19 protein-coding genes are annotated in these 21,853 nt (G+C 71.8%); 12 read left to right on the forward strand and 7 right to left on the reverse strand.

Going from position 1 to position 21,853, the window contains the following annotated elements:
- The first annotated feature begins 44 nt into the window (after positions 1-44).
- Complete coding sequence (locus tag ACGF0J_RS01785) at positions 45-2,618, forward strand: bifunctional FO biosynthesis protein CofGH (RefSeq protein WP_393141286.1); 2,574 nt, start codon at positions 45-47, stop codon at positions 2,616-2,618.
- A gap of 81 nt (positions 2,619-2,699) precedes the next feature.
- On the forward strand, positions 2,700-4,451 hold the full coding sequence (locus ACGF0J_RS01790; RefSeq protein WP_393141288.1) for a substrate-binding and VWA domain-containing protein: 1,752 nt from the start codon (positions 2,700-2,702) through the stop codon (positions 4,449-4,451).
- Positions 4,452-4,544: 93 nt separating this feature from the next.
- Here the strand turns inward: ACGF0J_RS01790 and ACGF0J_RS01795 are convergent, their stop codons facing one another.
- The 3 genes from ACGF0J_RS01795 to cofD all read right to left on the reverse strand — a co-directional run bounded on the left by ACGF0J_RS01795 (position 4,545) and on the right by cofD (position 7,641).
- Positions 4,545-5,276 (reverse strand): lytic polysaccharide monooxygenase, encoded by a 732-nt coding sequence (locus tag ACGF0J_RS01795; RefSeq protein WP_393141290.1) that lies wholly within the window; start codon positions 5,274-5,276, stop codon positions 4,545-4,547.
- A gap of 86 nt (positions 5,277-5,362) precedes the next feature.
- Positions 5,363-6,706: a coenzyme F420-0:L-glutamate ligase gene (locus ACGF0J_RS01800; protein WP_393141292.1), complete on the reverse strand. Its 1,344-nt coding sequence runs from the start codon at positions 6,704-6,706 to the stop codon at positions 5,363-5,365.
- Entirely contained in the window at positions 6,703-7,641 is a 939-nt protein-coding gene (gene cofD / locus ACGF0J_RS01805) for a 2-phospho-L-lactate transferase (protein ID WP_393141294.1), read from the reverse strand. Before cofD ends, ACGF0J_RS01800 begins: the two co-directional genes overlap by 4 nt.
- 182 nt (positions 7,642-7,823) lie before the next feature.
- Between cofD and ACGF0J_RS01810 the strand changes: the two genes are divergently transcribed.
- Positions 7,824-10,202, forward strand: a complete 2,379-nt coding sequence (locus ACGF0J_RS01810) for a hypothetical protein (protein ID WP_393141296.1) — start codon at positions 7,824-7,826, stop codon at positions 10,200-10,202.
- A 320-nt stretch (positions 10,203-10,522) separates the two neighbouring features.
- Positions 10,523-10,783: a WhiB family transcriptional regulator gene (locus ACGF0J_RS01815; protein WP_020546325.1), complete on the forward strand. Its 261-nt coding sequence runs from the start codon at positions 10,523-10,525 to the stop codon at positions 10,781-10,783.
- A 123-nt stretch (positions 10,784-10,906) separates the two neighbouring features.
- On the opposite strand, the gene ACGF0J_RS01820 is transcribed toward ACGF0J_RS01815, so the two are convergent.
- Positions 10,907-11,347 carry a metallopeptidase family protein gene (locus tag ACGF0J_RS01820; protein ID WP_393141298.1) on the reverse strand — a complete coding sequence of 147 codons (441 nt, stop codon included), beginning with the start codon at positions 11,345-11,347 and terminating at the stop codon, positions 10,907-10,909.
- 135 nt (positions 11,348-11,482) lie between these two features.
- Here ACGF0J_RS01820 and ACGF0J_RS01825 point away from each other — a divergent pair, with 135 nt between their 5' ends.
- From ACGF0J_RS01825 to ACGF0J_RS01845, 5 genes are read left to right on the forward strand one after another with little or no spacing between them, the layout of a single operon-like run.
- On the forward strand, positions 11,483-11,851 hold the full coding sequence (locus ACGF0J_RS01825; protein WP_393141300.1) for a DUF3499 domain-containing protein: 369 nt from the start codon (positions 11,483-11,485) through the stop codon (positions 11,849-11,851).
- Between the two features lie 41 nt (positions 11,852-11,892).
- Positions 11,893-13,251 (forward strand): phosphomannomutase/phosphoglucomutase, encoded by a 1,359-nt coding sequence (locus ACGF0J_RS01830; protein ID WP_393141302.1) that lies wholly within the window; start codon positions 11,893-11,895, stop codon positions 13,249-13,251.
- Entirely contained in the window at positions 13,248-13,415 is a 168-nt protein-coding gene (locus ACGF0J_RS01835; protein ID WP_393141304.1) for a Trm112 family protein, read from the forward strand. Before ACGF0J_RS01830 ends, ACGF0J_RS01835 begins: the two co-directional genes overlap by 4 nt.
- Positions 13,412-14,518 (forward strand): bifunctional phosphoglucose/phosphomannose isomerase, encoded by a 1,107-nt coding sequence (locus ACGF0J_RS01840; RefSeq protein WP_393141306.1) that lies wholly within the window; start codon positions 13,412-13,414, stop codon positions 14,516-14,518. The genes ACGF0J_RS01835 and ACGF0J_RS01840 overlap by 4 nt, the downstream gene beginning before the upstream one ends.
- A gap of 54 nt (positions 14,519-14,572) precedes the next feature.
- On the forward strand, positions 14,573-15,511 hold the full coding sequence (locus ACGF0J_RS01845) for a cation diffusion facilitator family transporter (RefSeq protein ID WP_393141308.1): 939 nt from the start codon (positions 14,573-14,575) through the stop codon (positions 15,509-15,511).
- 54 nt (positions 15,512-15,565) lie between these two features.
- Here ACGF0J_RS01845 and ACGF0J_RS01850 read toward each other — a convergent pair whose 3' ends face one another.
- Both ACGF0J_RS01850 and ACGF0J_RS01855 read right to left on the reverse strand, forming a co-directional pair.
- Positions 15,566-16,057 (reverse strand): GerMN domain-containing protein, encoded by a 492-nt coding sequence (locus tag ACGF0J_RS01850; RefSeq protein ID WP_393141310.1) that lies wholly within the window; start codon positions 16,055-16,057, stop codon positions 15,566-15,568.
- On the reverse strand, positions 16,054-16,413 hold the full coding sequence (locus tag ACGF0J_RS01855; RefSeq protein ID WP_393141312.1) for a MerR family DNA-binding transcriptional regulator: 360 nt from the start codon (positions 16,411-16,413) through the stop codon (positions 16,054-16,056). The genes ACGF0J_RS01850 and ACGF0J_RS01855 overlap by 4 nt, the downstream gene beginning before the upstream one ends.
- A gap of 109 nt (positions 16,414-16,522) precedes the next feature.
- Between ACGF0J_RS01855 and ahcY the strand changes: the two genes are divergently transcribed.
- Positions 16,523-17,950 carry an adenosylhomocysteinase gene (ahcY, locus tag ACGF0J_RS01860; protein ID WP_393141314.1) on the forward strand — a complete coding sequence of 476 codons (1,428 nt, stop codon included), beginning with the start codon at positions 16,523-16,525 and terminating at the stop codon, positions 17,948-17,950.
- A gap of 203 nt (positions 17,951-18,153) precedes the next feature.
- Entirely contained in the window at positions 18,154-19,389 is a 1,236-nt protein-coding gene (locus tag ACGF0J_RS01865; protein ID WP_393141316.1) for an adenosylhomocysteinase, read from the forward strand.
- A gap of 4 nt (positions 19,390-19,393) precedes the next feature.
- On the opposite strand, the gene ACGF0J_RS01870 is transcribed toward ACGF0J_RS01865, so the two are convergent.
- Complete coding sequence (locus ACGF0J_RS01870; protein ID WP_393141318.1) at positions 19,394-20,035, reverse strand: DUF305 domain-containing protein; 642 nt, start codon at positions 20,033-20,035, stop codon at positions 19,394-19,396.
- 324 nt (positions 20,036-20,359) lie between these two features.
- Between ACGF0J_RS01870 and ACGF0J_RS01875 the strand changes: the two genes are divergently transcribed.
- Positions 20,360-21,751, forward strand: coding sequence for an LVIVD repeat-containing protein (locus tag ACGF0J_RS01875; RefSeq protein ID WP_393141320.1), 1,392 nt, complete (start codon positions 20,360-20,362; stop codon positions 21,749-21,751).
- The last annotated feature ends 102 nt before the right edge of the window (positions 21,752-21,853 follow it).

Below are 21,853 nucleotides of genomic sequence, written 5' to 3' on the forward strand. Positions count from 1 at the left end.
CCTGGGTGCGAGGCACGAACCCAGGCGGACGTAGTGTGCCCTGTATGAGTCTCGTCAGTGATTCCGCGCTCCGCCGCGCGCTCGCCCGCGCCCGTGACGGCAAGGCCCTCGACGTCACCGAGGCGACGGTGCTGCTGCACGCCCGGGGCGCGCACCTGGACACGCTCCTCGACCACGCCTCCCGGGTGCGTGACGCCGGGCTGCGGGCGGTCGGCCGCGAGGGTGTCATCACCTACAGCCGCAAGGTGTTCATCCCGTTGACGAGGCTGTGCCGCGACAAGTGCGGCTACTGCACGTTCGCCACCGCCCCGCACCGGCTGCCGGCGGCGTACCTCAGCCCGGACGAGGTGCTGGAGATCGCCCGGCAGGGTGCCGCGATCGGGTGCAAGGAGGCGCTGTTCACGCTGGGTGACCGGCCCGAGGACCGCTGGCGGCAGGCGCGGGAGTGGCTCGACGCGCACGGCTACGACGACACGCTGTCGTACGTGCGGGCGATGGCCGTCAGGGTGCTGGAGGAGACCGGGCTGCTGCCGCATCTCAACCCCGGCGTGCTGAGCTGGCGCGACCTGCAGCGCCTCAAGCCGGTCGCGCCGTCGATGGGCATGATGCTGGAGACGACCTCGCGGCGGCTGTTCGAGGACAAGGGCCAGCCGCACCACGGCTCGCCCGACAAGGACCCCGCCGTCCGGTTGCGGGTGCTGGAGGACGCGGGCCGGTCCAACGTGCCGTTCACCACCGGCATCCTCATCGGGATCGGCGAGACCGTCGAGGAGCGGGCCGAGTCGATCTTCGCGATGCGCCGGGTGGCCCGCGAGTACGGCGGCGTCCAGGAGGTCATCGTCCAGAACTTCCGCGCCAAGCCCGACACCGCCATGCGCGGCCTGCCCGACGCCGACCTGCAGGAGCTGGCGGCCACGATCGCGGTGGCCCGGCTGGTCATGGGCCCGAAGGTACGCCTGCAGGCCCCGCCCAACCTCGTCGACTCCGAGTACGAGCTGATGATCCGGGCGGGGATCGACGACTGGGGCGGCGTGTCGCCGCTGACCCCCGACCACGTCAACCCGGAGCGTCCGTGGCCGCAGATCGACGACCTGGCGGCCCGCACCGCCGACGCAGGCTTCCGGCTGCGCGAGCGGCTGACCATCTACCCCGAGTACGTGCTGGCCGGCGAGCCGTGGCTGGACCCGAGGCTGTTCGCGCACGTCGAGGCGCTGGCCGACCCCGAGACGGGGCTGGCCCGCGAGGACGCTGTGCTCCGCGGCAGGCCGTGGCAGGAGCCGGACGGCGGGTTCGCCCCGTCCGGCAGGGTGGACCTGCACGTCGAGGTGGACACGACGGGGCGCACCCACGACCGCCGCGACGACTTCGACGACGTCTACGGCGACTGGGAGGCGCTGCGTGACCGGCTCGCCCCCGCAGCCACCCTCGCCTCCGGGACCGGCGGCGGCACCCCGGGCGAGCTGCGCCAGGCGCTCAGGAGGGCGGCGGCCGACCCGGCCGGGCTCACCGACGACGAGGCGGTGGCGCTGCTGTCGGCCGACGGGGAGGCGCTGGAGGAGCTGGCCGCCATCGCCGACGACCTGCGCGCCCAGGCAGCCGGCGACGACGTCACCTACGTCGTCAACCGCAACATCAACTTCACCAACGTCTGCTACACCGGGTGCCGGTTCTGCGCCTTCGCCCAGCGCCGCACCGACGCCGACGCGTACACGCTGAGTCTCGAACAGGTCGCCGACCGGGCCGAGGAGGGCTGGCTGGCCGGCGCGACCGAGGTGTGCATGCAGGGCGGCATCCACCCCGACCTGCCCGGCACCGCCTACTTCGACCTGGCCAGGGCGGTCAAGGCGAGGACGCCCGGCATGCACGTGCACGCGTTCTCCCCGATGGAGGTGGTCAACGGCGCGAGCCGGACGAACCTGTCGATCGAGGAGTGGCTGCACGCGGCGAAGGAGGCCGGCGTCGACTCGCTGCCCGGCACGGCGGCGGAGATCCTCGACGACGACGTGCGCTGGGTGCTGACGAAGGGCAAGCTGCCCGCCAAGGAGTGGATCGAGGTCGTCACCACCGCCCACCGCGTGGGCCTGCCGACCACGGCCACGATGATGTACGGCCACGTGGACGGCCACGCGCACTGGGTCAGGCACATCAAGCTGATCAGGCGGCTGCAGGAGGAGACGGGCGGGTTCTCGGAGTTCGTGCTGCTGCCGTTCGTGCACACCAGCGCGCCGATCTACCTCGCCGGCATCGCCCGGCCCGGCCCCACGGCCCGCGAGAACCGCGCCGTGCACGCCCTGGCCAGGATCCTGCTGCACGGCGCGATCGGCAACATCCAGTGCTCCTGGGTCAAGCTGCGGGACGACCTGTGCCGGCAGGTGCTCGACGGCGGCGTCAACGACCTCGGCGGCACGCTCATGGAGGAGACGATCAGCCGGATGGCCGGGTCGGAGAACGGCTCGTACAAGACGATCAGCGAGCTGCGCGCGATGGCGGGTGCCACGGGGCGGCCGGTCCGCCAGCGCACCACCGAGTACGGCGTCCCGAGCGAGGAGCGGCTGGCCGCGTCCGCGGCGAGCGACGGCGTCTGCCGGAGCGTGCGCCGGGCCCTGCCGACGGTCTAGGTATAACATGTTCTAGCGAGTACTTGATTCGGGTGGGGGAGGCGCTGGGAGAATCATCACTCCCGTGGAGAGAGGTTCACCGTGCGGTTGGGTCGACACCGCGCCGCGTTAAGCGCTGAGCTGCGGCGGAGGAAGGCACTCCAGCGAGGTCTGCTGGCCGGGCTGGCCGCCGTGGCGCTCGTCGCGGCCACGCTCGTGGTCCTCCTCGGCGGCGGCGCCGCCCTGTGCGCCACACGAGAGCCTGTTCTGGTCGACGTCGCCGCCGCGGTGGACGTGGCGCCCGTCGCGATGCGGGCGGCGGCCCGTTTCAACGAGACCAAGACGACGTCGGACGGCCGGTGCGTGCTCGTCCAGGTCACCGAGCAGCCGCCGGCCACCGTGCTGCGGACGCTGATCGGCGACCGGGCGGGCGTGCTGCGCGAACGGCCGGACGGCTGGATCGCCGACTCCTCGGCGTGGATCCGGCTGGCCCGCAAGCAGGGTGCGAGCGCGCTGCCCGCGGGCGAGAGCGTGGTGGCCACCTCGCCGCTCGTCTTCGCCACCCGCCAGTCGCTGGCGCGGCGCTTCTCCGTCGGCGGCACCCAGATGAACTGGCGGATGGTCTTCCCCGCCACCGTGCGCGGCCGGCTGCTGCCCACCGAGAACGAGCCCGACGTGGTCCGCGTCCCCGACCCGTCGCTGGCGGGCGCCGGCATCGCCACGGTCGCCGCCGCCCGCGACGTCGTCGGCACCGGGCCCGACGCCGACAAGGCGCTCACCGCGTTCGTGCGCTGGGCGCAGGCCGGCTCGGCCCCCGACTACCGCACGATGCTGGCGGCCGTGGACGACCGCGCGTTCTGGCGACGCCCGGTCGTCATCGTGCCCGAGCAGTCGGTGTGGGACCACGGCCGCCGCCCCTCGGCCGACCCGGTCGTCGCGCTGCACCCGCGTGAGGGCACCATCAACCTCGACTACCCGTACGTGGTGACCGCCACCGACCCGGCCGTGGCCGACGCCTCGACCGTCTTCGCCGAGTGGCTGCGCGGCCCCGAGGCGCAGGACCTGGTCCGGCGGGCGGGGTTCCGCTCCGGTGACGGCCTGCTGCCGCCGATCTCGCCCGGGCCGGAGATCCCGGCCGAGGCGCCCAGGGCGCGGCCGTCGGTGACGCCGGAGGACATCGACGAGGCGCTGCAGGCGTGGAGCCGGCTCGCGCCGCCCACCAACATCCTGGTGCTGGCCGACACCTCCAAGCACATGGCCGAACCGATCAAGGGCGGCATCACCCGGGTGGGCGTCGCGCTGGAGGCCGCCAAGATCGGGCTGCGGCTGTTCCCCGACTCGACGCACATGGGCATGTGGGAGTTCGCCGACAGGCTGGGCACGGTGAAGGGCCACCTGGAGCGGGTGAGCCTCGGGCCGATCAGCCGGCCCGCCGGCGGCCAGGTCGTCCGGCGGAGCGTGCTGGACGAGCTCACCACCTCGATCACCGCCCACGCCGACCGGGACAGCTCGCTGTACGACGCCGTCCTGAGCGGCTTCCGTGAGGTGACGCAGGAGTACCGCGAGGAGATGAACAACGTCCTCCTCGTGATCACGGCGGGCAGGGACGACGGCCACGGCACCCGGCTCCAGCAGCTCCTCGACCGGCTCGACGCCGAATGGGACCCGGACAAGCCGGTTCAGATCGTGCTCATCGCGTTCGGCGACGACGTGGACCGCGACGGCCTGGCCCGCATCGCGACCGCCACGAACGGCTCCCTGCACGTCGCCGAGCAACCGGACGAGATCATCGACGTCTACCTCGCCGCCCTGGCCCGCCGCCTGTGCCACCCCACCTGCAAGCCGGCGGCCTGATGCGAACCCCGGTCGTCGGCCAGGTCGTCGGACAGGTCGGCCGCCGGCGGGTCAGGTGCCGCCGGCGGCCGGCCGGGGCCGGTCAGCGACCGGTCAGACGCGTTGCCACAGGGCTGGGACGTTCGGCGGCTCCCAGCCGCTGATGGCCGTGTGGGCCTGGAGGCACCGGTACGTCGCGCCGTCGTAGGTCACGGTGGAGCCGGGGCCGTAGGCGGTGCCCGCCTTCCAGGTGCCGCCGGGGCTCGACGTGGGGGTCGGGCTCGGCGTGGGCGTCGGGCTGGCGGTCGGCGTGGGGGACGGGTCCGGCGTGCCGCCGCCGCCGATCCGCAGGTCGATGCAGGCGTAGAAGGCGTTGGCCGTGTCGGCGACGTTCCAGATGGCGAGGACCTTCTGGCGGCCGGAGAAGCCGGACAGGTTCACGGTGTGGGAGACCGTGGGGGGCGGCTGCTGGCCTCCGCCGCTGAACGAGGCCACCCGGGTGCCGCCGATGTAGTACTCGTACGTGCTGGTCGCGTGCCGGGCGGTGAACGTCCAGTTGAACGTCACCGTGGTGCCGACCGACGTGACCGGCCACGGCTTGCTCTCGTCGCTGAGCTGTGCGAAGCGGGCGTTGTTGGCGTGGCAGTTGCGCAGGCCCTTCGGCCCTTCCACGCTCTGCGGCTCGTAGATGATGTCACCGCAGTTGGGCACCTGCCCGCGGGCGCAGAACGCCTGGCGGCTCGGGGGTGAGTTGACGTAGCCGTGGGCCTGCGCCGGCTGCGCGACGAACACCGTGGCAGCGATGGCGATCGCTGCCGTGGCGAGTAACGTGAGCGTCCTTCGCATGAAAGTGCTCCTCTACATGGGGGGATGTCCCGAATGTAAAGGAAACTTTCCTAAGCGTATAGTCCTTCTGACGGATCGTGTCAAGATCAGCGCACCACGATGAAGTCGTCCGGGTCCCGGGGCGGGCGCTGACGGGGCGGGGCGGCGGCATGGCCCACCGCGACACAGCCCATCGGGTCCCACGAGCCGGGCAACTCCAGCACCTCCCGCACGACCGGGCGGCAGAACATCGTGGACGACACCCACGCCGAGCCGAGCCCCTCGACGGCGAGCTGGATCAGCAGGTTCTCGACGCCCGCACCCGTCGCGACGACGAACATCTCCCGCTCGGCGGCGTTGCGCCGCTCGTCGCGGTAGGTGTGGGAGCCCTCCATCACCAGGCACGGCACCACCAGGAAGGGGGCGTTGCGCAGCACGTCGCCGCGCCTGACCCGCTTGGCGATCGACTCTTCGGAGAACCCGTCGCCGCGCAGGTCGGCGATCCACGCCTCGCGCATGGCGTCGAGCAGCCTCAGCCGCGCCGCCGCCGACTCGACCAGCACGAACCGCCACGGCGTCGTGTGGTGCGGAGCCGGCGCCGCGATGCCCGCCGCGACCGCCCGCCGCACCGCCGCGGGGTCCACCGGCTCGTCGGAGAACTCACGGATCGTACGGCGGGCGAACACCACGTCGCGCGAACCGTATCGGAACAGATCCTCGGCCGAGGGCCGCACCAGCGGCCGGACCCCCGGCCCGTCGTCGTCGGTCACCAGGTGCGCCAGCCCCCGGACGACGGCGACCGGAACACCGGTGAGCTTGCCCTTGACCAGCTCGGCGGCCGAGGCGATCTCGTCGGCCAGCGCGGTCACCGTGGCGTTGAGCGGGTTGCCGTGGGTGTCGGCGAGCCCGCGGAAGTCCTCCAGCGGGAGCACGCCCGCCGCGCCGATGGCCACGTCGGTCAGCCCGTGCCGCCAGGGACGGCCGAAGGTGTCGGAGACGATCACCCCGACCCGCGCCGGCAGCCCGGCCCGGACCCGCCGGGCGGAGGCGTCGGCGTCCTCCGGCAGCAGCAGGACCGTGCCGGGGTCGGTGTTGGACGCGTCGACGCCGGCCGCCGCCATCACGAACCCGTGCCGGGTCTCGGAGATGACCGTGTCGCCGCGCCGGGCGACCACCCGCACGGTCTCGTCCTCGATCGCCGCCAGGCGGTCGGGCGCCTGCCGCACCCGGCCCTCCGCCTTGCTGATGATCTTGGAGGTGATGACGACGATGTCGCCGTCGCGCAGGTCGGCGTCCTTGAGCAGGGCCGCGAGGTCGTCCCCCGCCCGCACCTCGCCGATGCCCGTGACGGGGATCACCTCGACCCGCTCGGGGGCCGCGGCCGGACCGGGGTGGGGAGCGGCGGAGGGGCCGGATGCGGGGGGCCGCTCGTCGGGGGCGTGGTCGCTCATCGGGCCAGCTCCAGGGCGAGGTCGAGGGCGGCGCGGGCGATCTCGGCCGCCGCCTCGGCATCGTGCATGAGGATCGGCCGGGACGCCACTCGCACGCCGTCCAGGCGGACCCCGTCGTCCTCGGGCGCCACCAGCCAGCCGTCGAGCAGCTCGGCGCCGTACAGGCCGAGCACCGCCTGAGCCGTCGTCTCGACGCCGATGGCCGTCAGGCAGGCATCGGCCATGCCGCGGACGGGGGCCCCGCCGATGATGGGGGAGACGCCCACGACCGTCTTGGGCAGCAGCGCCTCGCGGATGCCCGGCACCTGGAGGATCGTGCCGATGCTCACCACCGGGTTGGACGGAGGCAGGAGCACCACGTCGGCCTCTTCGACCGCCTCCAGGACGCCGGGGGCGGGCCTGGCGGTCTCGGCGCCGACCAGGGCGAACGACTCGGCGGGCACGGAGGCGCGCAGGCGGACCCACCACTCCTGGAAGTGGATGGCGCGCCGCCCCTGCTCGTCCGAGATCACGACGTGCGTCTCGCAGCGGTCGTCGCTCATCGGCAGCAGGCGGACGCCGGGCTGCCAGCGGGCGCACAGCGCCTCGGTGATCTGGGAGAGCGGGTAGCCGGCCTCCAGCATCTGGGAGCGGACGATGTGGGTGGCGAAGTCACGGTCGCCCAGCCCGAACCACTGGGGCTCCACGCCGTACGCCGCCAGCTCCTCCTTGACGACGTGCGACTCCTTGGCACGGCCCCAGCCCTGCTCCTCGTCGATGCCGCCGCCCAAGGTGTACATGACCGTGTCGAGGTCGGGGCAGACCCGCAGGCCGAACAGGGTGATGTCGTCGCCCGTGTTGCCGATCACGGTGATCCGGGCGTCGGGGGCCGCGGCGCGCAGGCCGCGCAGGAAGCGGGCGCCGCCGATGCCGCCGGCGAGGGACACGATGTGCATGCGGCCCAGTCTTCCACCGACCTGCGACACCTTCCTTCGGGGGCCCGATTGCCCTGAAATATAGGCCTTTAAGGGTTGAAACATGTGTCATTGGGGAACGAGAGGTTTTTGTGACTTGTGCCGTCTTGGGGCAGTCATGTGGCAAACTCCCTTCGGGCTAACGGGTTCCCCGGGGAGTGGTTGTGAGCAAACTCGACGTCGATCGGCTCAAGGAGCCGGCCGCCTGGCTGATGGTGGCCGCAGGCGGGCTGAGCGTGCTGCTGGCGATGGGCAGGGTCCTGATCGGCTCGTCGTCGAGCTTCGGCGGCAGCTCCATCGCCGACCGCGCCGCGGCCAACCTCTTCTCCCTCACCAGCCCGGTGACGGCGGCGTTGCTGCTGGGGGCCGTGCTCCTGATGACCAAGGTGGGGCAGCCGTCGGCCAGGGCGAAGCTGGTCGCGTACGGCGCGGTGGGCGGGCTCGGCGTCGCGACCGTGTTCGGCGCCCTGTCGCTGCTGCTCGGCCTGTTCGCGGACGCCGGCGTGTGGTCCAAGTTCGAGTTCCTGCTCACCGGGGTGCCCCTGCTCGGGCTGACCGCCGTGGCCCTGGTCTACCTGCTGCCGCAGGTCCTGACCGCGGGCCCCGCCTCCGGCCAGGGCTACGGTCCTGGCGCGCCGTACGGCCGGCAGCCGCAGTACGGGCAGGCCCCGGGCGCCCCCTACGGCCAGCAGGCCGACTACGCCCCGCAGCCCGGCTTCGGCCAGCAGCCTCCCGGTCAGACCCCCTACGGTCAGCATCCCGACTACGGGCAGCCCGCCGACGGCCGGCACCCGGGCTTCGGACAGCAGCCCGGCTACGGCCCGCCCGGCGAGGCCCAGCAGCCAGGGTTCGGCCATGGAGAGGGCCCGCAGCCCGGGTCCGGCCGGCACGATGAGGGGCAGCCCGGCTACGGCCAGGCCGGTGACGGTCAGCAGTCCGGCTACGGCCGGCCCGGCGAGGCCCAGCAGCCGCAGCCCCGAACGCCCCAGCCCCGTGCCGCCCTCCCCGCCGCCCCCGGCGACACCAGGACCGACCCCGGTTACGGCGAACCCGCCCTCCCCGGCCACGCCCAGCAGGAGCCGTCCTCCCCCCAGACGGACCAGGGCTTCGGCCAGACGGACCAGGGCTTCGGCCAGACGAACCCGACCCAGAGCATCCCCGCTCAGGACGACCACCAGGGCTTCGGCCGGCCCGCGGACCAGCATGGCTTCGGCCAGGCCGGTGACGGTCAGCAGCCCGGTTACGGTCACCCCGCCCCGGCCCAGGCCGACTACGGCCAGCCCGCCCCGGCCGACCAGGGCTTCGGCCAGAGCGCGCCGCAGGACCAGGGCTTCGGGCATAGCGCCCCGGCCGACCAGGGCTTCGGGCAGAACTCGCCGCAGGACCAGACCTACGGGCAGAGCGCGCCGCAGGACCAGGGCTACGCCCAGAACCCGTCGCAGGACCAGGGCTTCGGCCAGACGAACCCCACCCAGTCCTTCCGCGCCCAGAACGACCAGCAGAACATCGGCCAGCCCACCCCGGCCCACGCGTCGTACACGCCCGCGGAGACCCGGCCCGACGCGGGCCAGCCGCCGGTCGCCGAGTACACGCCCGCTCCCTACGTCCCCGCGGACAGCCAGCCGGGCCTGTACGGCCAGCCCTCCTACACCACGGCCGACTCCCAGCCCGACCTCTACGCCCCGGCCGACACCCACCCGGCCGGCGGCTACCCGCCCGCCGCCGCCCTCCAGGCCGACCCCTACGCGCCGCCCGCCCCCCAGCCCGGCGCCTACACCCCGCTCGACCCCCAGTACCAGCCGTCGCAGCCGCCGTACAGCGCCCAGGACGGCGCCCCGTACGTGCCGCCGATCGTCCAGCCGAACGCCTTCAACGCCCCGGCGTCCACCGACTACCCGACCGGCGAGACCGCGCCCAGCGTGCCGTTCCCCCCGTCGCCGCACCAGGCGGACCAGCAGGGTGGACAGCACAGCGGCCAGCAGGGTGGCCAGCACAGTGGCCAGCAGGGCGGCCAGCCGTTCACCGGCTACTCGGGCCACGAGTACGCCGCCCCGGCCTACCAGGAGCCCGACCCGCCCGTCGATCCGCGCTCGCAGCAGCTCCACGACGCCTACCAGCAGGCGGAGACCTATCAGCACTCGGGCCAGCAGCAGGCCAGGCCGTACGAGGACCCGCTCGGCCACCCCCAGCAGTACCAGCCGCAGCAGCAGTATGGCGGTCAGCCCCAGCAGGCCCCGTACGGGCAGCCGCCGAGCGGCGCGCACCACGCGGGCGGCCAGGGCCAGCACCAGTACGGCCAGCCCGCCCCCGGCCAGCCCGCCCCCGGCCAGTACGGCCAGCAGTACGAGCCCCAGCCGGCCGCCTACGAGCCGCAGCCCTACCAGCAGCAGCCGCCGTCGCAGCCCTACCAGTCGCCGGCGGAGTCCACGGTGCGCCTCGACCCGGAGTCCTACCGCGGCGACGCGCTCGGTGACCAGCGGCGGGGCGGGGACGACCCGATCGACCCGACAGCGATATACACCCCCAACGAGCCACGCCGGTAACGAACCAGCAAAGCACGGCTAGAGAGAAGGTGGGCCCCGGGCGGGCGTCTATACCGCCCTGGTACGGTTCCGACCGCTGACAGCGTTGAACACGCCAGGCCAACGCCATGGATCCCGTGGCGCCGGGTCAGGTGCGAACATCACATGCCGAGCACACCGGGGCGAGAGCTGGTCTTTCCCCGGATAGCGGCATGCCGCTTGACGCCGCGTACAACACGCGCGTGTAATTACAACCATGTTGTTACGCCTTCGCTTGGGTGGGTAATAAGGAAGGCGTCCATGGGGGGCTCCATTGCGGGCGGGCGGCAGGGAGGTGTGCAGTGACCGATCCGGTCATCGCACAGGATCAGCTTGACGCTGAAGAACTCGGATGGCAGGAGCGCGCCCTGTGCGCGCAGACTGACCCGGAGGCGTTCTTCCCGGAGAAGGGCGGCTCCACCCGAGAGGCCAAGAAGGTCTGCCGATCGTGCGAGGTCCGTGCCGAGTGCTTGGAGTACGCGCTCGAACACGATGAGCGGTTCGGCATCTGGGGTGGGTTGTCAGAACGGGAGCGCAGACGGATCAAGCGCCAGGCCGTCTAACGATAGGAAACACCGGCGAAGGGGTCGTGCGGATTGTGCCGCCCGGCCCCTTCGTGCCGCCCGGCCCCCCAGACCGACGCCCCGGACAGGCGCACCAGACCGGCGCCTCAGACCGGCGCCTCGCTAGCGGCGGTCGTCGTAGCCCGGGTCGACCGTCTCGGGCGACACGCCGAGCAGCGTGGCCACCTGCTCCACCACGGTGTCGTGCACGAGCGCCCCGAGGGCGTCGCGGTCACGGGCGCGGGCTTCGAGCGGGCGCCGGTAGACGACGACCGACGCCGGGTCGGGCCCCTTGGCCGCCTGGGCGCGGCCGAGCGGGATCGGGTCGGGGCCGAGACCGGGCCCGTCGTCGAGTTCGCTGAGCGGCGGCACGTCCTCCACCGCGAACTCCACCGCCGAGAGCTGCCGGTCCCACTGCGGGCGCAGCCGGTCGACCGCGTCGAGCACCAGGTCGTCGAACCGCTCGCTGCGTGAGCGCGCGATGGGGACGTGGGACGGCGCCAGCGGGCCGCGCAACCCGCGACCGTGTCGGTCACGCCGCCGTGGGCCCCGCTTCTGAGTCACGGGGCAAGTCTACGGGGAGACGGCATCGGTGCATGTGGGCTCAAAGCCTGCGACAGGTGTCCGAATTGTGGCGACACGCTCGTTAAGAGCGCTCAGATAGTGGCGCCTCGCACTCTTACCAGATACGGTCCCTCCGTGAGCCCCGTCCGCCGCTGTTCCCGCACCGCCTGCAGCCAGCCTGCCGTCTTCACGCTCACGTACGTATACGCCGACTCCACCGCTGTTCTCGGCCCCCTGGCGACGTACGCGGAGCCACACTGCTACGACCTGTGCGCCGAACACGCCGAACGGCTGACCGCCCCGCGCGGCTGGGAGGTCGTGCGCCTGCCCACCGACGGCGGCTCACCCAGCTCCGACGACCTGGAGGCGTTGGCCAACGCCGTCCGGGAGGCGGCCAGGCCCGCCCCCTCGGGTGGCGGCGAGCCGGTCGGTCAGGGCGTCGAGGTCGGCCGCCGGGGGCACCTGCGGGTTCTGCGGTCCGCCCAGCAACATCGCGACCGGTAGGCTCGTTCCAGACGTAGACGACCTAGGGGCGGAGCTGGAGAGTGGGCGACCTCGCCAAGATCTTCAAGGCTTACGACGTGCGCGGCGTGGTGCCGGACGAGTTGGACGAGGCGACCGCAGAGGCGGTGGGGGCCGCTTTCGTGGAGGTCACCGGGGCGAGCGCCGCCGTGGTCGCGCACGACATGCGTGAGTCGTCCGGGCCGCTGGCCGCCGCGTTCGTGCGCGGCGCGCGCTCGCGCGGCGCCGACGTCGTGCACGCGGGCCTGGGCTCCACCGACCTGCTCTACTACGCCAGCGGCAGCCTCGGCCTGCCCGGCGTGATGTTCACCGCCAGCCACAACCCGGCCCGTTACAACGGCATGAAGATGTGCCGCGCCGGCGCGGTGCCGATCGGCGGCGACACGGGTCTCACCGAGATCCGCGACCGGGCCGCGGCTCTGGCCGGTCACCCGGAGGCCGTCGGCGGCCCCGCCGGGTCGCTGGTCGAGAAGGACCTGCTCGCCGGCTACGCCGGGCACCTGCGCACGCTCGTCGACCTGTCGGGCATCCGGCCGCTCAAGGTGGTCGTCGACGCCGGCAACGGCATGGGCGGGCTCACGGTTCCGGCCGTGTTCGACGGGCTGCCGATCGAGCTGACCCCCCTCTACTTCGAGCTCGACGGCACCTTCCCCAACCACGAGGCCAACCCGCTGGAGCCGGCCAACCTGCGCGACCTGCAGCGTGCCGTCCTCGACGCCGGCGCCGACCTGGGCCTGGCCTTCGACGGCGACGCCGACCGCTGCTGGGTGGTGGACGAGCGCGGCGAGTCGGTCTCGCCCTCGGCGATCACCGCCCTGGTGGCCGCCCGTGAGCTGGCCAGGTATCCGGGTGCCACGATCATCCACAACCTGATCACGTCACGCGGCGTTCCGGAGATCATCCGCGAGCACGGCGGCGAGCCGGTGCGCACCCGCGTCGGCCACTCCTTCATCAAGGCCGAGATGGCCCGCACGGGCGCCGTCTTCGGCGGCGAGCACTCCGCCCACTACTACTTCCGCGACTTCTGGTTCGCCGACTCGGGCATGCTGGCCGCGCTGCACGTGCTGGCCGCGCTCGGCGGGCAGGAGCTGCCCCTGTCGCGGGTGGTGGGGGCCTACTCCCGCTACCACGCCTCGGGCGAGATCAACAGCACGGTGGACGACCAGGACAAGGCGCTGCTGCGGGTGCGCGAGGCGTTCGGCGACCGGGGCACGGTCGACGAGCTCGACGGGCTGACCGTGAGCACTCCCGGCTGGTGGTTCAACCTGCGCGCGTCCAACACCGAGCCGCTGCTCAGGCTCAACGCCGAGGCGGCCGAGGAGACCACGATGAGGGCGGTCACCGACGAGGTGCTCGCCATCGTAAGAAGGGTGTCAGAGTGAAGATCGACGACTGGCTGCTGGAGATCCTGGCCTGCCCGGCGTGCAAGTCGCCGCTGCGCGCCGAGGTCGAGGCCGAGGAGCTGGCCTGCACGGGCTGCGGCCTGATCTACCCGGTTCGCGACGACATCCCGGTGCTGCTCGTCGACGAGGCCAGGAAGCCGTGATCTGGGAGCCGGAGAGGCTCGACAACCAGGACCACCTGTCCGAGGGCGATCCGGGTGGCATGCTGCTCGCGGTCGCCGCGTCCGCCGCCCAGGTCCGCACCGGATATCGCACCGCCGTCGAGGCGGGCGTCGGCCGGCTCGGCGAGCAGGGCCGGCCCCGTGCCGTCGTGGTCGTCGGGATGGGCGGCTCGGCCATCGCCGGCGACATCCTGGCCGCCGTCTGCGGCAACGGCGCGCCGGTGCCGATCGTGACCGTGCGCTCCTACCAGCTGCCCGGCTGGGTGGGCGCGGCCGACCTGGTCGTCGCGGTGTCCTGCTCGGGCCGCACGGAGGAGACGCTGTCGGCGGTCACGGAGGCCGTGCGGCGCGGCTGCTCGCTGCTCGCCGTCGGCGCTCCCGGCTCACCGCTGGAGTCGATGGCGAGGCAGGCGTCCGCGACGTACGTGCCGGTGCCCGCGAGCGGGCAGCCGCGGGCCAACGTGTGGCTGCTGGCCGTGCCGCTGGTCGTGGCCGGTGCCGCGCTCGGCCTCGCGCGGGCTGACGAGGAGCTGTTCGAGAACGTGGCGCGGCTGCTGGAGGACATGGCCCACCGATGCCGGCCGTCCAGCGAGTCGTTCGTCAACCCCGGCAAGGCGCTGGCCATGGACCTCGCCGAGAGCATCCCGATGATCTGGGGCTCGTCGCCGCTCGCCGCCGTCGCCGGATACCGGCTGGCCTGCCAGCTCAACGAGAACGCCAAGTATCCGGCCGTGTTCGGCGAGCTGCCCGAGGCCAACCACAACCAGGTGGTCGCCTTCGACGGCCCGCTCGCGCGGCGCGACGTCTTCGACGAGACGCAGGCGCACACGCTGAGGCTCGTCATGCTGCGCGACGTCGAGGAGCATCCGCAGGTGAAGCGGCGGCGCGAGGCGTCCGAACGGCTGGCCCACGACCGCGACGTGCCCGTCACCGAGGTGACGGCCGAGGGGGAGCACCCGCTGGAGCGGCTCGCCTCGCTGATCGGGCTCGGCGACTACGCGACTACCTACCTCGCGCTCGGGTACGGCGTCGATCCGACCCCGGTGTCGGCCATCACAGAGCTGAAGGCCAGGATCTCGCACTAGGATCCCTTTCTCGGGGCTCTGTAGGCGTCCTATAGCTATGAGTGGAGAAGACCCGTGAGCGCGAGCGGCGGTACCAAAGCGATCATCGCGGCCTTGGTGGCCAACCTGTCCATTGCGGTGGCGAAGTTCGTGGCCGCGTTCTTCACCGGCTCCTCCTCCATGCTGGCCGAGGGCATCCACTCGGTGGCCGACTCGGGCAACCAGGCGCTGCTGCTGCTCGGCGGCAAGCGGGCGCAGCGGAGCCGCACCCGGGAGCACCCGTTCGGTTACGGGCGCGAGCGCTACTTCTACGCCTTCGTGGTGGCCGTCGTGCTGTTCACGATCGGCGCGGTCTTCTCGATCTACGAGGGTTTCCACAAGCTGTCGTCGGAGGAGCCGCTCACGTCGCCGGCGTGGGCGATCGGGGTGCTGGTCTTCGCGATCATCGCCGAGGCGTTCTCGTTCCGCACGGCGATCAAGGAGTCCAACGCGGTGCGTGGCTCGCAGTCGTGGGTCGCGTTCGTGCGCCGGGCGAAGTCGCCTGAGCTGCCGGTCATCCTGCTGGAGGACCTCGGCGCGCTGCTGGGCCTGATCTTCGCGCTGTTCGGCGTCAGCATGGCGGTCGTCACCGGCAACCCGGTGTGGGACGCCATCGGCACGCTCATGATCGGTGTCCTGCTCGCGGTGATCGCGATCATCCTGGCGATCGAGACCAAGTCGCTGCTGCTCGGCGAGGGCGCCACCCCCGAGATGGAGCGCCAGATCCATGCCGCGCTGGAGGGCTCCACGGAGGTCGAGCGCGTGATCCACATGCGCACGCTGCACCTGGGGCCGGAGGAACTGCTGGTCGCCGCCAAGATCGCGGTGACGCACAACGACACCGCCGCGGAGGTGGCCAGGGGGATCGACGAGGCCGAGCAGCGCATCCGCGAGGCCGTGCCGATCGCCCGGGTCATCTACCTGGAGCCCGACCTCGACCGCACACCGACCGGCGCGGCCGGCTCCCCTGCGTGAGATCTCCGATGTGAGATCCCCGGCGCGGGACGCGCGAGCCGTCCCGCGCCGGGGTCACTCACGGCCGGTCAGGCAGGACGTGCCCCTTTCGGTCTGGTCGAACAGGCACCGCCCGGCCTTCTCCAGCACGACGACCTTCTTCACCGTCGCGAACTGCTTGAGCGTGGTGCCGATCATGTTGAGCACCCGGGCGTCGGACCCTACGCCGTTGCCCATCACGGTGCGGCAGAAGCGCAGCGTCGCGGTGCCCTTCGAGATCTTGAGGGTGAAGTCGGCGCCGCAGGCGGACTTGCCGCGCAGCGCGCCGGTCAGCTCGGAGCGCAGGCCCCTGGCCCGCTCCTTCGCGGTCGGTCCCGCGATGAGCTGTTCGACGGCGAACCTGGCGACGCCCCGGTGGGGCGCCGTCCGGGTCACCGGGACCAGCTTGCCGGGGATGCCGTACCCCTTGGCGAAGTAGACCTTCACCGTGCTCCCGGCCAGGGTGGGGGAGCCCGCCGCGGGCGCCGGGGACAGCGCCAGAACGGTGGCCATCAGCAGTTCTCTCATGTCTTCTTTGACGTCTGGCCGGGGGCCGGGGTTCGAAGCAGGCGCAGCGCCTTCTCCTTTTCGAAGTCGAGCGCCCGGCGCGGCACCGGGATGCGTCCGATCCGTACGCCGAGGTCGCGGACGGCGGCGGCCACGGCCGGCTCGCTGAGCACGCGCAACGCGAACGCCAGCGCCGCGGGGGAGACGTCGAAGCGCTTCTCCAGCTCGACGCCCTGGGCGACCGCGGCCAGCTCGTCGGGGCCGAAGCGGCGGTGCGCGCCCTGCTCCCGAATGGGAGGCAGGAGGCCCAGAGCTTCCCGGTATCGCAGCATTCGGGGGGACATGCCCAACCGCTGGGCGGCTTCCGTGATGCGCATCCTTACATTCTTACGTCAGGAAGCGGCCGCTGAGCGTGCTCCGCGTCGGAACGACGCCTAAACTCGTCGGCGACAACGTGTGCCGAGAGCCGTGATGCGAGGGAATCAGATGGACTTCAAGGTCGCCGACCTTTCACTTGCCGAGTTCGGCCGCAAGGAGATCAGGCTCGCCGAGCACGAGATGCCCGGCCTGATGGCGATCCGCAAGGAGTACGCGGCCGCGCAGCCCCTGCGTGGCGCGAAGATCATGGGCTCCCTGCACATGACCATCCAGACCGCCGTCCTCATCGAGACGCTCGTCGCCCTCGGCGCCGAGGTGCGCTGGGTGAGCTGCAACATCTTCTCCACCCAGGACCACGCCGCCGCCGCCGTCGTCGTGGGCCCCGACGGCACCGTGGACGACCCCAAGGGCGTCCCCGTCTTCGCCTGGAAGGGCGAGACGCTGGAGGAGTACTGGTGGTGCACCGAGCAGGCGCTCGCCTGGCCCGGCGCCGACGGGCCCAACATGATCCTCGACGACGGCGGCGACGCCACGCTGCTCGTCCACAAGGGCGCCGAGTACGAGAAGGCCGGCGCCGTCCCCGCCGCCTCCGCCGACGACCCGGAGGAGTGGCACGTCATCATCGACCTGCTCAAGCGCACGGTCACCGACGAGAAGAAGTGGACCCGGATCGCCGAGCAGATCAAGGGCGTCACCGAGGAGACCACCACCGGCGTGCACCGCCTGTACGACATGCACAAGAACGGCCAGCTGCTGTTCCCGGCGATCAACGTCAACGACTCGGTCACCAAGTCCAAGTTCGACAACAAGTACGGCTGCCGCCACTCCGTCATCGACGGCCTCAACCGCGCCACCGACGTGCTCATCGGCGGCAAGGTGGCCGTGGTCTGCGGCTACGGCGACGTCGGCAAGGGCTGCGCCGACGCGCTGCGCGGCCAGGGCGCCCGCGTCATCGTCACCGAGATCGACCCGATCTGCGCCCTGCAGGCGGCCATGGACGGCTTCCAGGTCACCACGCTGGACGAGGTCGTCGGCATCGCCGACATCTTCGTCACCGCCACGGGCAACTTCAACATCATCACCGCCGAGCACATGGCGAGGATGAAGCACCAGGCGATCGTGTCCAACATCGGCCACTTCGACAACGAGATCGACATGGCCGGTCTGATGCGCACCGAAGGCATCACCCGCAACACCATCAAGCCGCAGGTCGACGAGTGGATCTTCCCCGACGGTCACTCGATCATCGTGCTCGCCGAGGGCCGCCTGATGAACCTCGGCTGCGCCACGGGCCACCCGAGCTTCGTGATGTCCAACTCGTTCACCAACCAGGTGATCGCGCAGATCGAGCTGTTCACCAAGACAGCCGAGTACCCGATCGGCGTCTACACGCTGCCCAAGCACCTGGACGAGAAGGTCGCCCGGCTGCACCTCGACGCCCTGGGCGTCAAGTTGACCGAGCTGACCAAGGAGCAGGCGGCCTACATCGGCGTCCACGTCGAGGGCCCGTACAAGTCCGACCACTACCGCTACTGATCCGCCGCCCGCGTGCTGGGCACGCGGCCGACGATCCGGTACGACCGGCACGGCGAGTCCGCCCGCCGCGCGCGCCGGGGCTCCGTCCCCGGCATCCGACGAGCGAGGCGGGTCTCCCGCCGTGCCGAGCCTGCGGGCCGCCCCCTTCGCATAGCCGCGAGCAGGGGGCGGCCCGGCGGGTTTCGCGAGGGGAGAACGACCCGATGGACCTCGGGGAGAGCGGCGAGCGGCAGATCAGCTGGGCCGCCCGGTCGATGCCGGTGCTGACCGCGATCGGCGAGCGGTTCGCTGGTGAGCGGCCGCTCGACGGGCTGAAGATCGCCGCGTGCCTGCACGTGACCGCGGAGACGGCCGTGCTCATGGGCGCGCTCAAGGCGGGCGGCGCCCAGATCGCGCTGGCCGCGTCCAACCCGCTGTCCACGCAGGACGACGTGGCCGAGGCGCTGCGGTCGTACGGGCTGGCCGTGCACGCCCGGGCCGGCGTCGACCGGGCCACCTACTACCGGCACATCCACCGGGCGCTCGACATCGGGCCCGATCTGGTGCTGGACGACGGGTGCGACCTGGTCAACACGTTGCACACCGAGCGGACCGACCTGCTGCCGGGCGTCTCGGGCGGCTGCGAGGAGACGACGACCGGGATCATCCGGCTGCGCCAGATGGCCTCGGAGGAGGCGCTGAGGTTCCCCGTCGTGGCGGTGAACGACACGCGAACCAAGCGGATGTTCGACAACCGCTACGGCACCGGGCAGTCGACGCTGGACGGCATCATGCGGGCCACCAACGCCATGCTGGCCGGCCGGACCGTGGTGGTGGCCGGGTTCGGCTTCTGCGGGCGCGGGGTCGCCGAGCGGGCCAAGGGGCTCGGCGCGCGGGTGGTCGTGACCGAGATCGACGCGGTCAAGGCGCTCGACGCCACCCTGCAGGGCTACGAGGTGCGGCCGATGGCCGAGGCGGCGGCGATGGGCGACCTGTTCATCACGGTGACGGGCAACCGCGACGTGGTCCGGGCCGAGCATCTGGCCGCGATGAAGGACGGCGCCATCCTGGCCAACGCCGGCCACTTCGACGTGGAGATCGACGTGCGCGGGCTGGACGACCTGGCCGTGGAGGTGCACCGCGGGGTCCGGCCCAGCACCGACGAGTACGTGCTGGCCGACGGCCGCCGCCTGCTGCTGCTGGCCGAGGGGCGCCTGGTCAACCTCACGGCCGCGGAGGGCCATCCGGCGGCCGTCATGGACATGTCCTTCTCCGCCCAGGCGCTCGCGGTCGCCTGGCTCGCGCGCGAGCGCCTGCGGCTCGCGCCGGGCGTGTACGACGTGCCGGAGGGGATCGACCAGGAGGTGGCCAGGCTCAAGCTGGCGGCCACGGGCATCGGCATCGACACGCTGACGGCCGACCAGGAGTCGTATCTCCACTCCTGGCGCGTCGGCTCCTGACGGCTCAGCCCGCCGCCTGCATCTCCCGCATGCGGCGGATCTCGGCGCTCTGGGTGACGCTCACGTCGCTCGCCAGCTCCTCGACCCGGATGTGCGAGCCGCCGGTGAGCACCTGGTTCGACATCTTCAGGGCGCCCTCGTGGTGGGCGATCATGAGTTGCAGGAACAGCAGGTCGAACGCCTTGCCCCGGGCCGCCCGCAGTGCCTCCATCTGCTCGGGGGTGGCCATCCCCGGCATGCCGGCGTGCGCGGCGTGATGGTCGGGGACCCGCTGGCCGAGCTCCCGCAGCCACGAGGTCATGAACTGGATCTCCGGCCCCTGCGCGTCCTTGATGCGCGCGGCCAGGGCCTTGAGCTTGGCGGACTGCGCCCTGCTGGGCGCCAGGACGGCCATGTCGAGCGCCTGGCGATGGTGGACGATCATGTCGCGGACGTAGGTCACGTCGGCGGCGTTCGCCGTGGGGGAGGGGACGGCGGTGGCGGCCTCGCCCGGTGCGAGGGTCCTGGCCTCCTCGCCGGGCCTGCCGGGTGCGATCACCGGGGCGGTCGAGTCGACGCGCGGTGCCTGCGGAGTCGTGGTGGTGCAACCCGAGAGGGACATCACCGTGCAGATCACCGTGCCCCCGACGATGAGCGCGGCGCGCAACCAGCCTCCTAGAAAGTCGGTCGAGAATGCGCACTCTAGGCCAAAGGTCCTTGGCGGCGGAAGAGGGGTCCAGCGCCGCCGTTCCCGGCCGCCGGCCGTCGGCGGAGGTCGGCCGGGCGGCTGACCCGCACCGGTGCGGCGGGAGTTCCTGGGGACCTGTCACGCCGGTGCAGGCGTGATTGGTCAGAACTCCTGCCATTTCAAGGGGTCAAAACATTAGATTTCTTGACTATGTGGCAACTGGACGGATTTACAGGGATTGACAGAGACTTGGGCAGTTCACGTCGCAGACCCAGCGCAGACGTGAGTCAAGGAGGCCCATCAGTGTCCAGTCCCCTCCGCGCCCTCGTCGTGGCAGGAGCCGCCGTCGCGTTAGCGCTGACGGCCGTGCCCGCGTCGGCTGCCGACATCCCTCCGCCCGATGCCGTGGTGACCAGCCCGAACGTCTCACACGTGCTGAACGTCCCGAAGCCGGAGCCGCTCGCCGGTACGATCAACACCGACATCGCCTTCCAGGGCGGTTACGCCTACGTGGGCAACTACGGCGGCTTCTCGATCTACGACGTCCGCGATCCGAAGAAGACCAGGCCGGTGAGCTCGGTCGTCTGCCCGGGCGGCCAGATGGACGTCAGCGTCTACGGCGACCTGCTGTTCGCCGCGGTCGACAGCTCGCGCAGCGACGACTCGTGCAACAGCACGGGGCTGCCCGCCAGCAACAAGGAGGCCTGGGAAGGCGTCCGCATCTTCGACATCAGCGACAAGGCCGCCCCGCGGTACATCAAGGCGGTCGAGACCAACTGCGGTTCGCACACCCTGACGCTCGTCCCCGGCAAGGGGCTCGACCGGCTCAGGAATCTGTACGTGTACGTCTCGTCGTACTCGCCCAGCGCGAACTTCCCCGACTGCCAGCCGCCGCACGACAAGATCTCCATCATCAAGGTGCCGCTGCGCAACCCGGCCGCCGCGGCCGTCGCCGCCACCCCGGTCGTCTTCCCCGACGGCGGCAACGAGACCCAGCCGGGCCTGCTGGTGCCGACCAGCGGCTGTCACGACATCACCGCCTACGCCGAGAAGAACATCGCGGCCGGCGCGTGCATGGGCGACGGCGTGCTGTTCGACATCTCCGACCGGCTGAACCCGAAGGTCACCGCCCGGATCACCGACCCGAACTTCGCCTTCTGGCACTCGGCCACGTTCAGCAACGACGCCAGGAAGGTCGTCTTCACCGACGAGCTCGGCGGTGGCGGCGCGGCCACCTGCAACGAGGCCACGGGGCCGAACCGGGGCGCCGACGCGATCTACGACATCGCGCGCGGCAAGCTGGTGTTCAAGAGCTACTTCAAGATCGCAAGGCACCAGGCCGACAGTGAGAACTGCGTCGCGCACAACGGCTCGCTGATCCCCGTCAAGGGCAAGGACATCATGGTCCAGGCCTGGTACATGGGCGGGGTCTCGATCATGGACTTCACCGACTCCGCCAACCCGCGGGAGATCGGCTACTTCGAGCGCGGCCCGCGCGCCGACAACAGCGGCGGCGGCGTCTGGTCCGCGTACTACTACAACGGCCACATCTACGCGGCCGACTTCCACGAGGGGCTCGACGTCATCAAGATCGATGATCCGCTGACCAACGGCGCCGCCCGCGTCCGCACCGACCGGCTGAACGTCCAGACCCAGGAGTCCTACCGCGAGAGGGGCTGGGGCCACCGCGACTGACGACACCCCGACCCGCGTACGGCGGAGCCTCCGGGCTCCGCCGTACCGCTGTCCGGAGGGCCGCGGGGGCGTCCTGATGAAATATGGCGGGAAAGGGGGGAA

Origin of the sequence: Nonomuraea sp. NPDC047897, assembly GCF_043204415.1 — a bacterium.
GTDB lineage: Bacteria > Actinomycetota > Actinomycetes > Streptosporangiales > Streptosporangiaceae > Nonomuraea.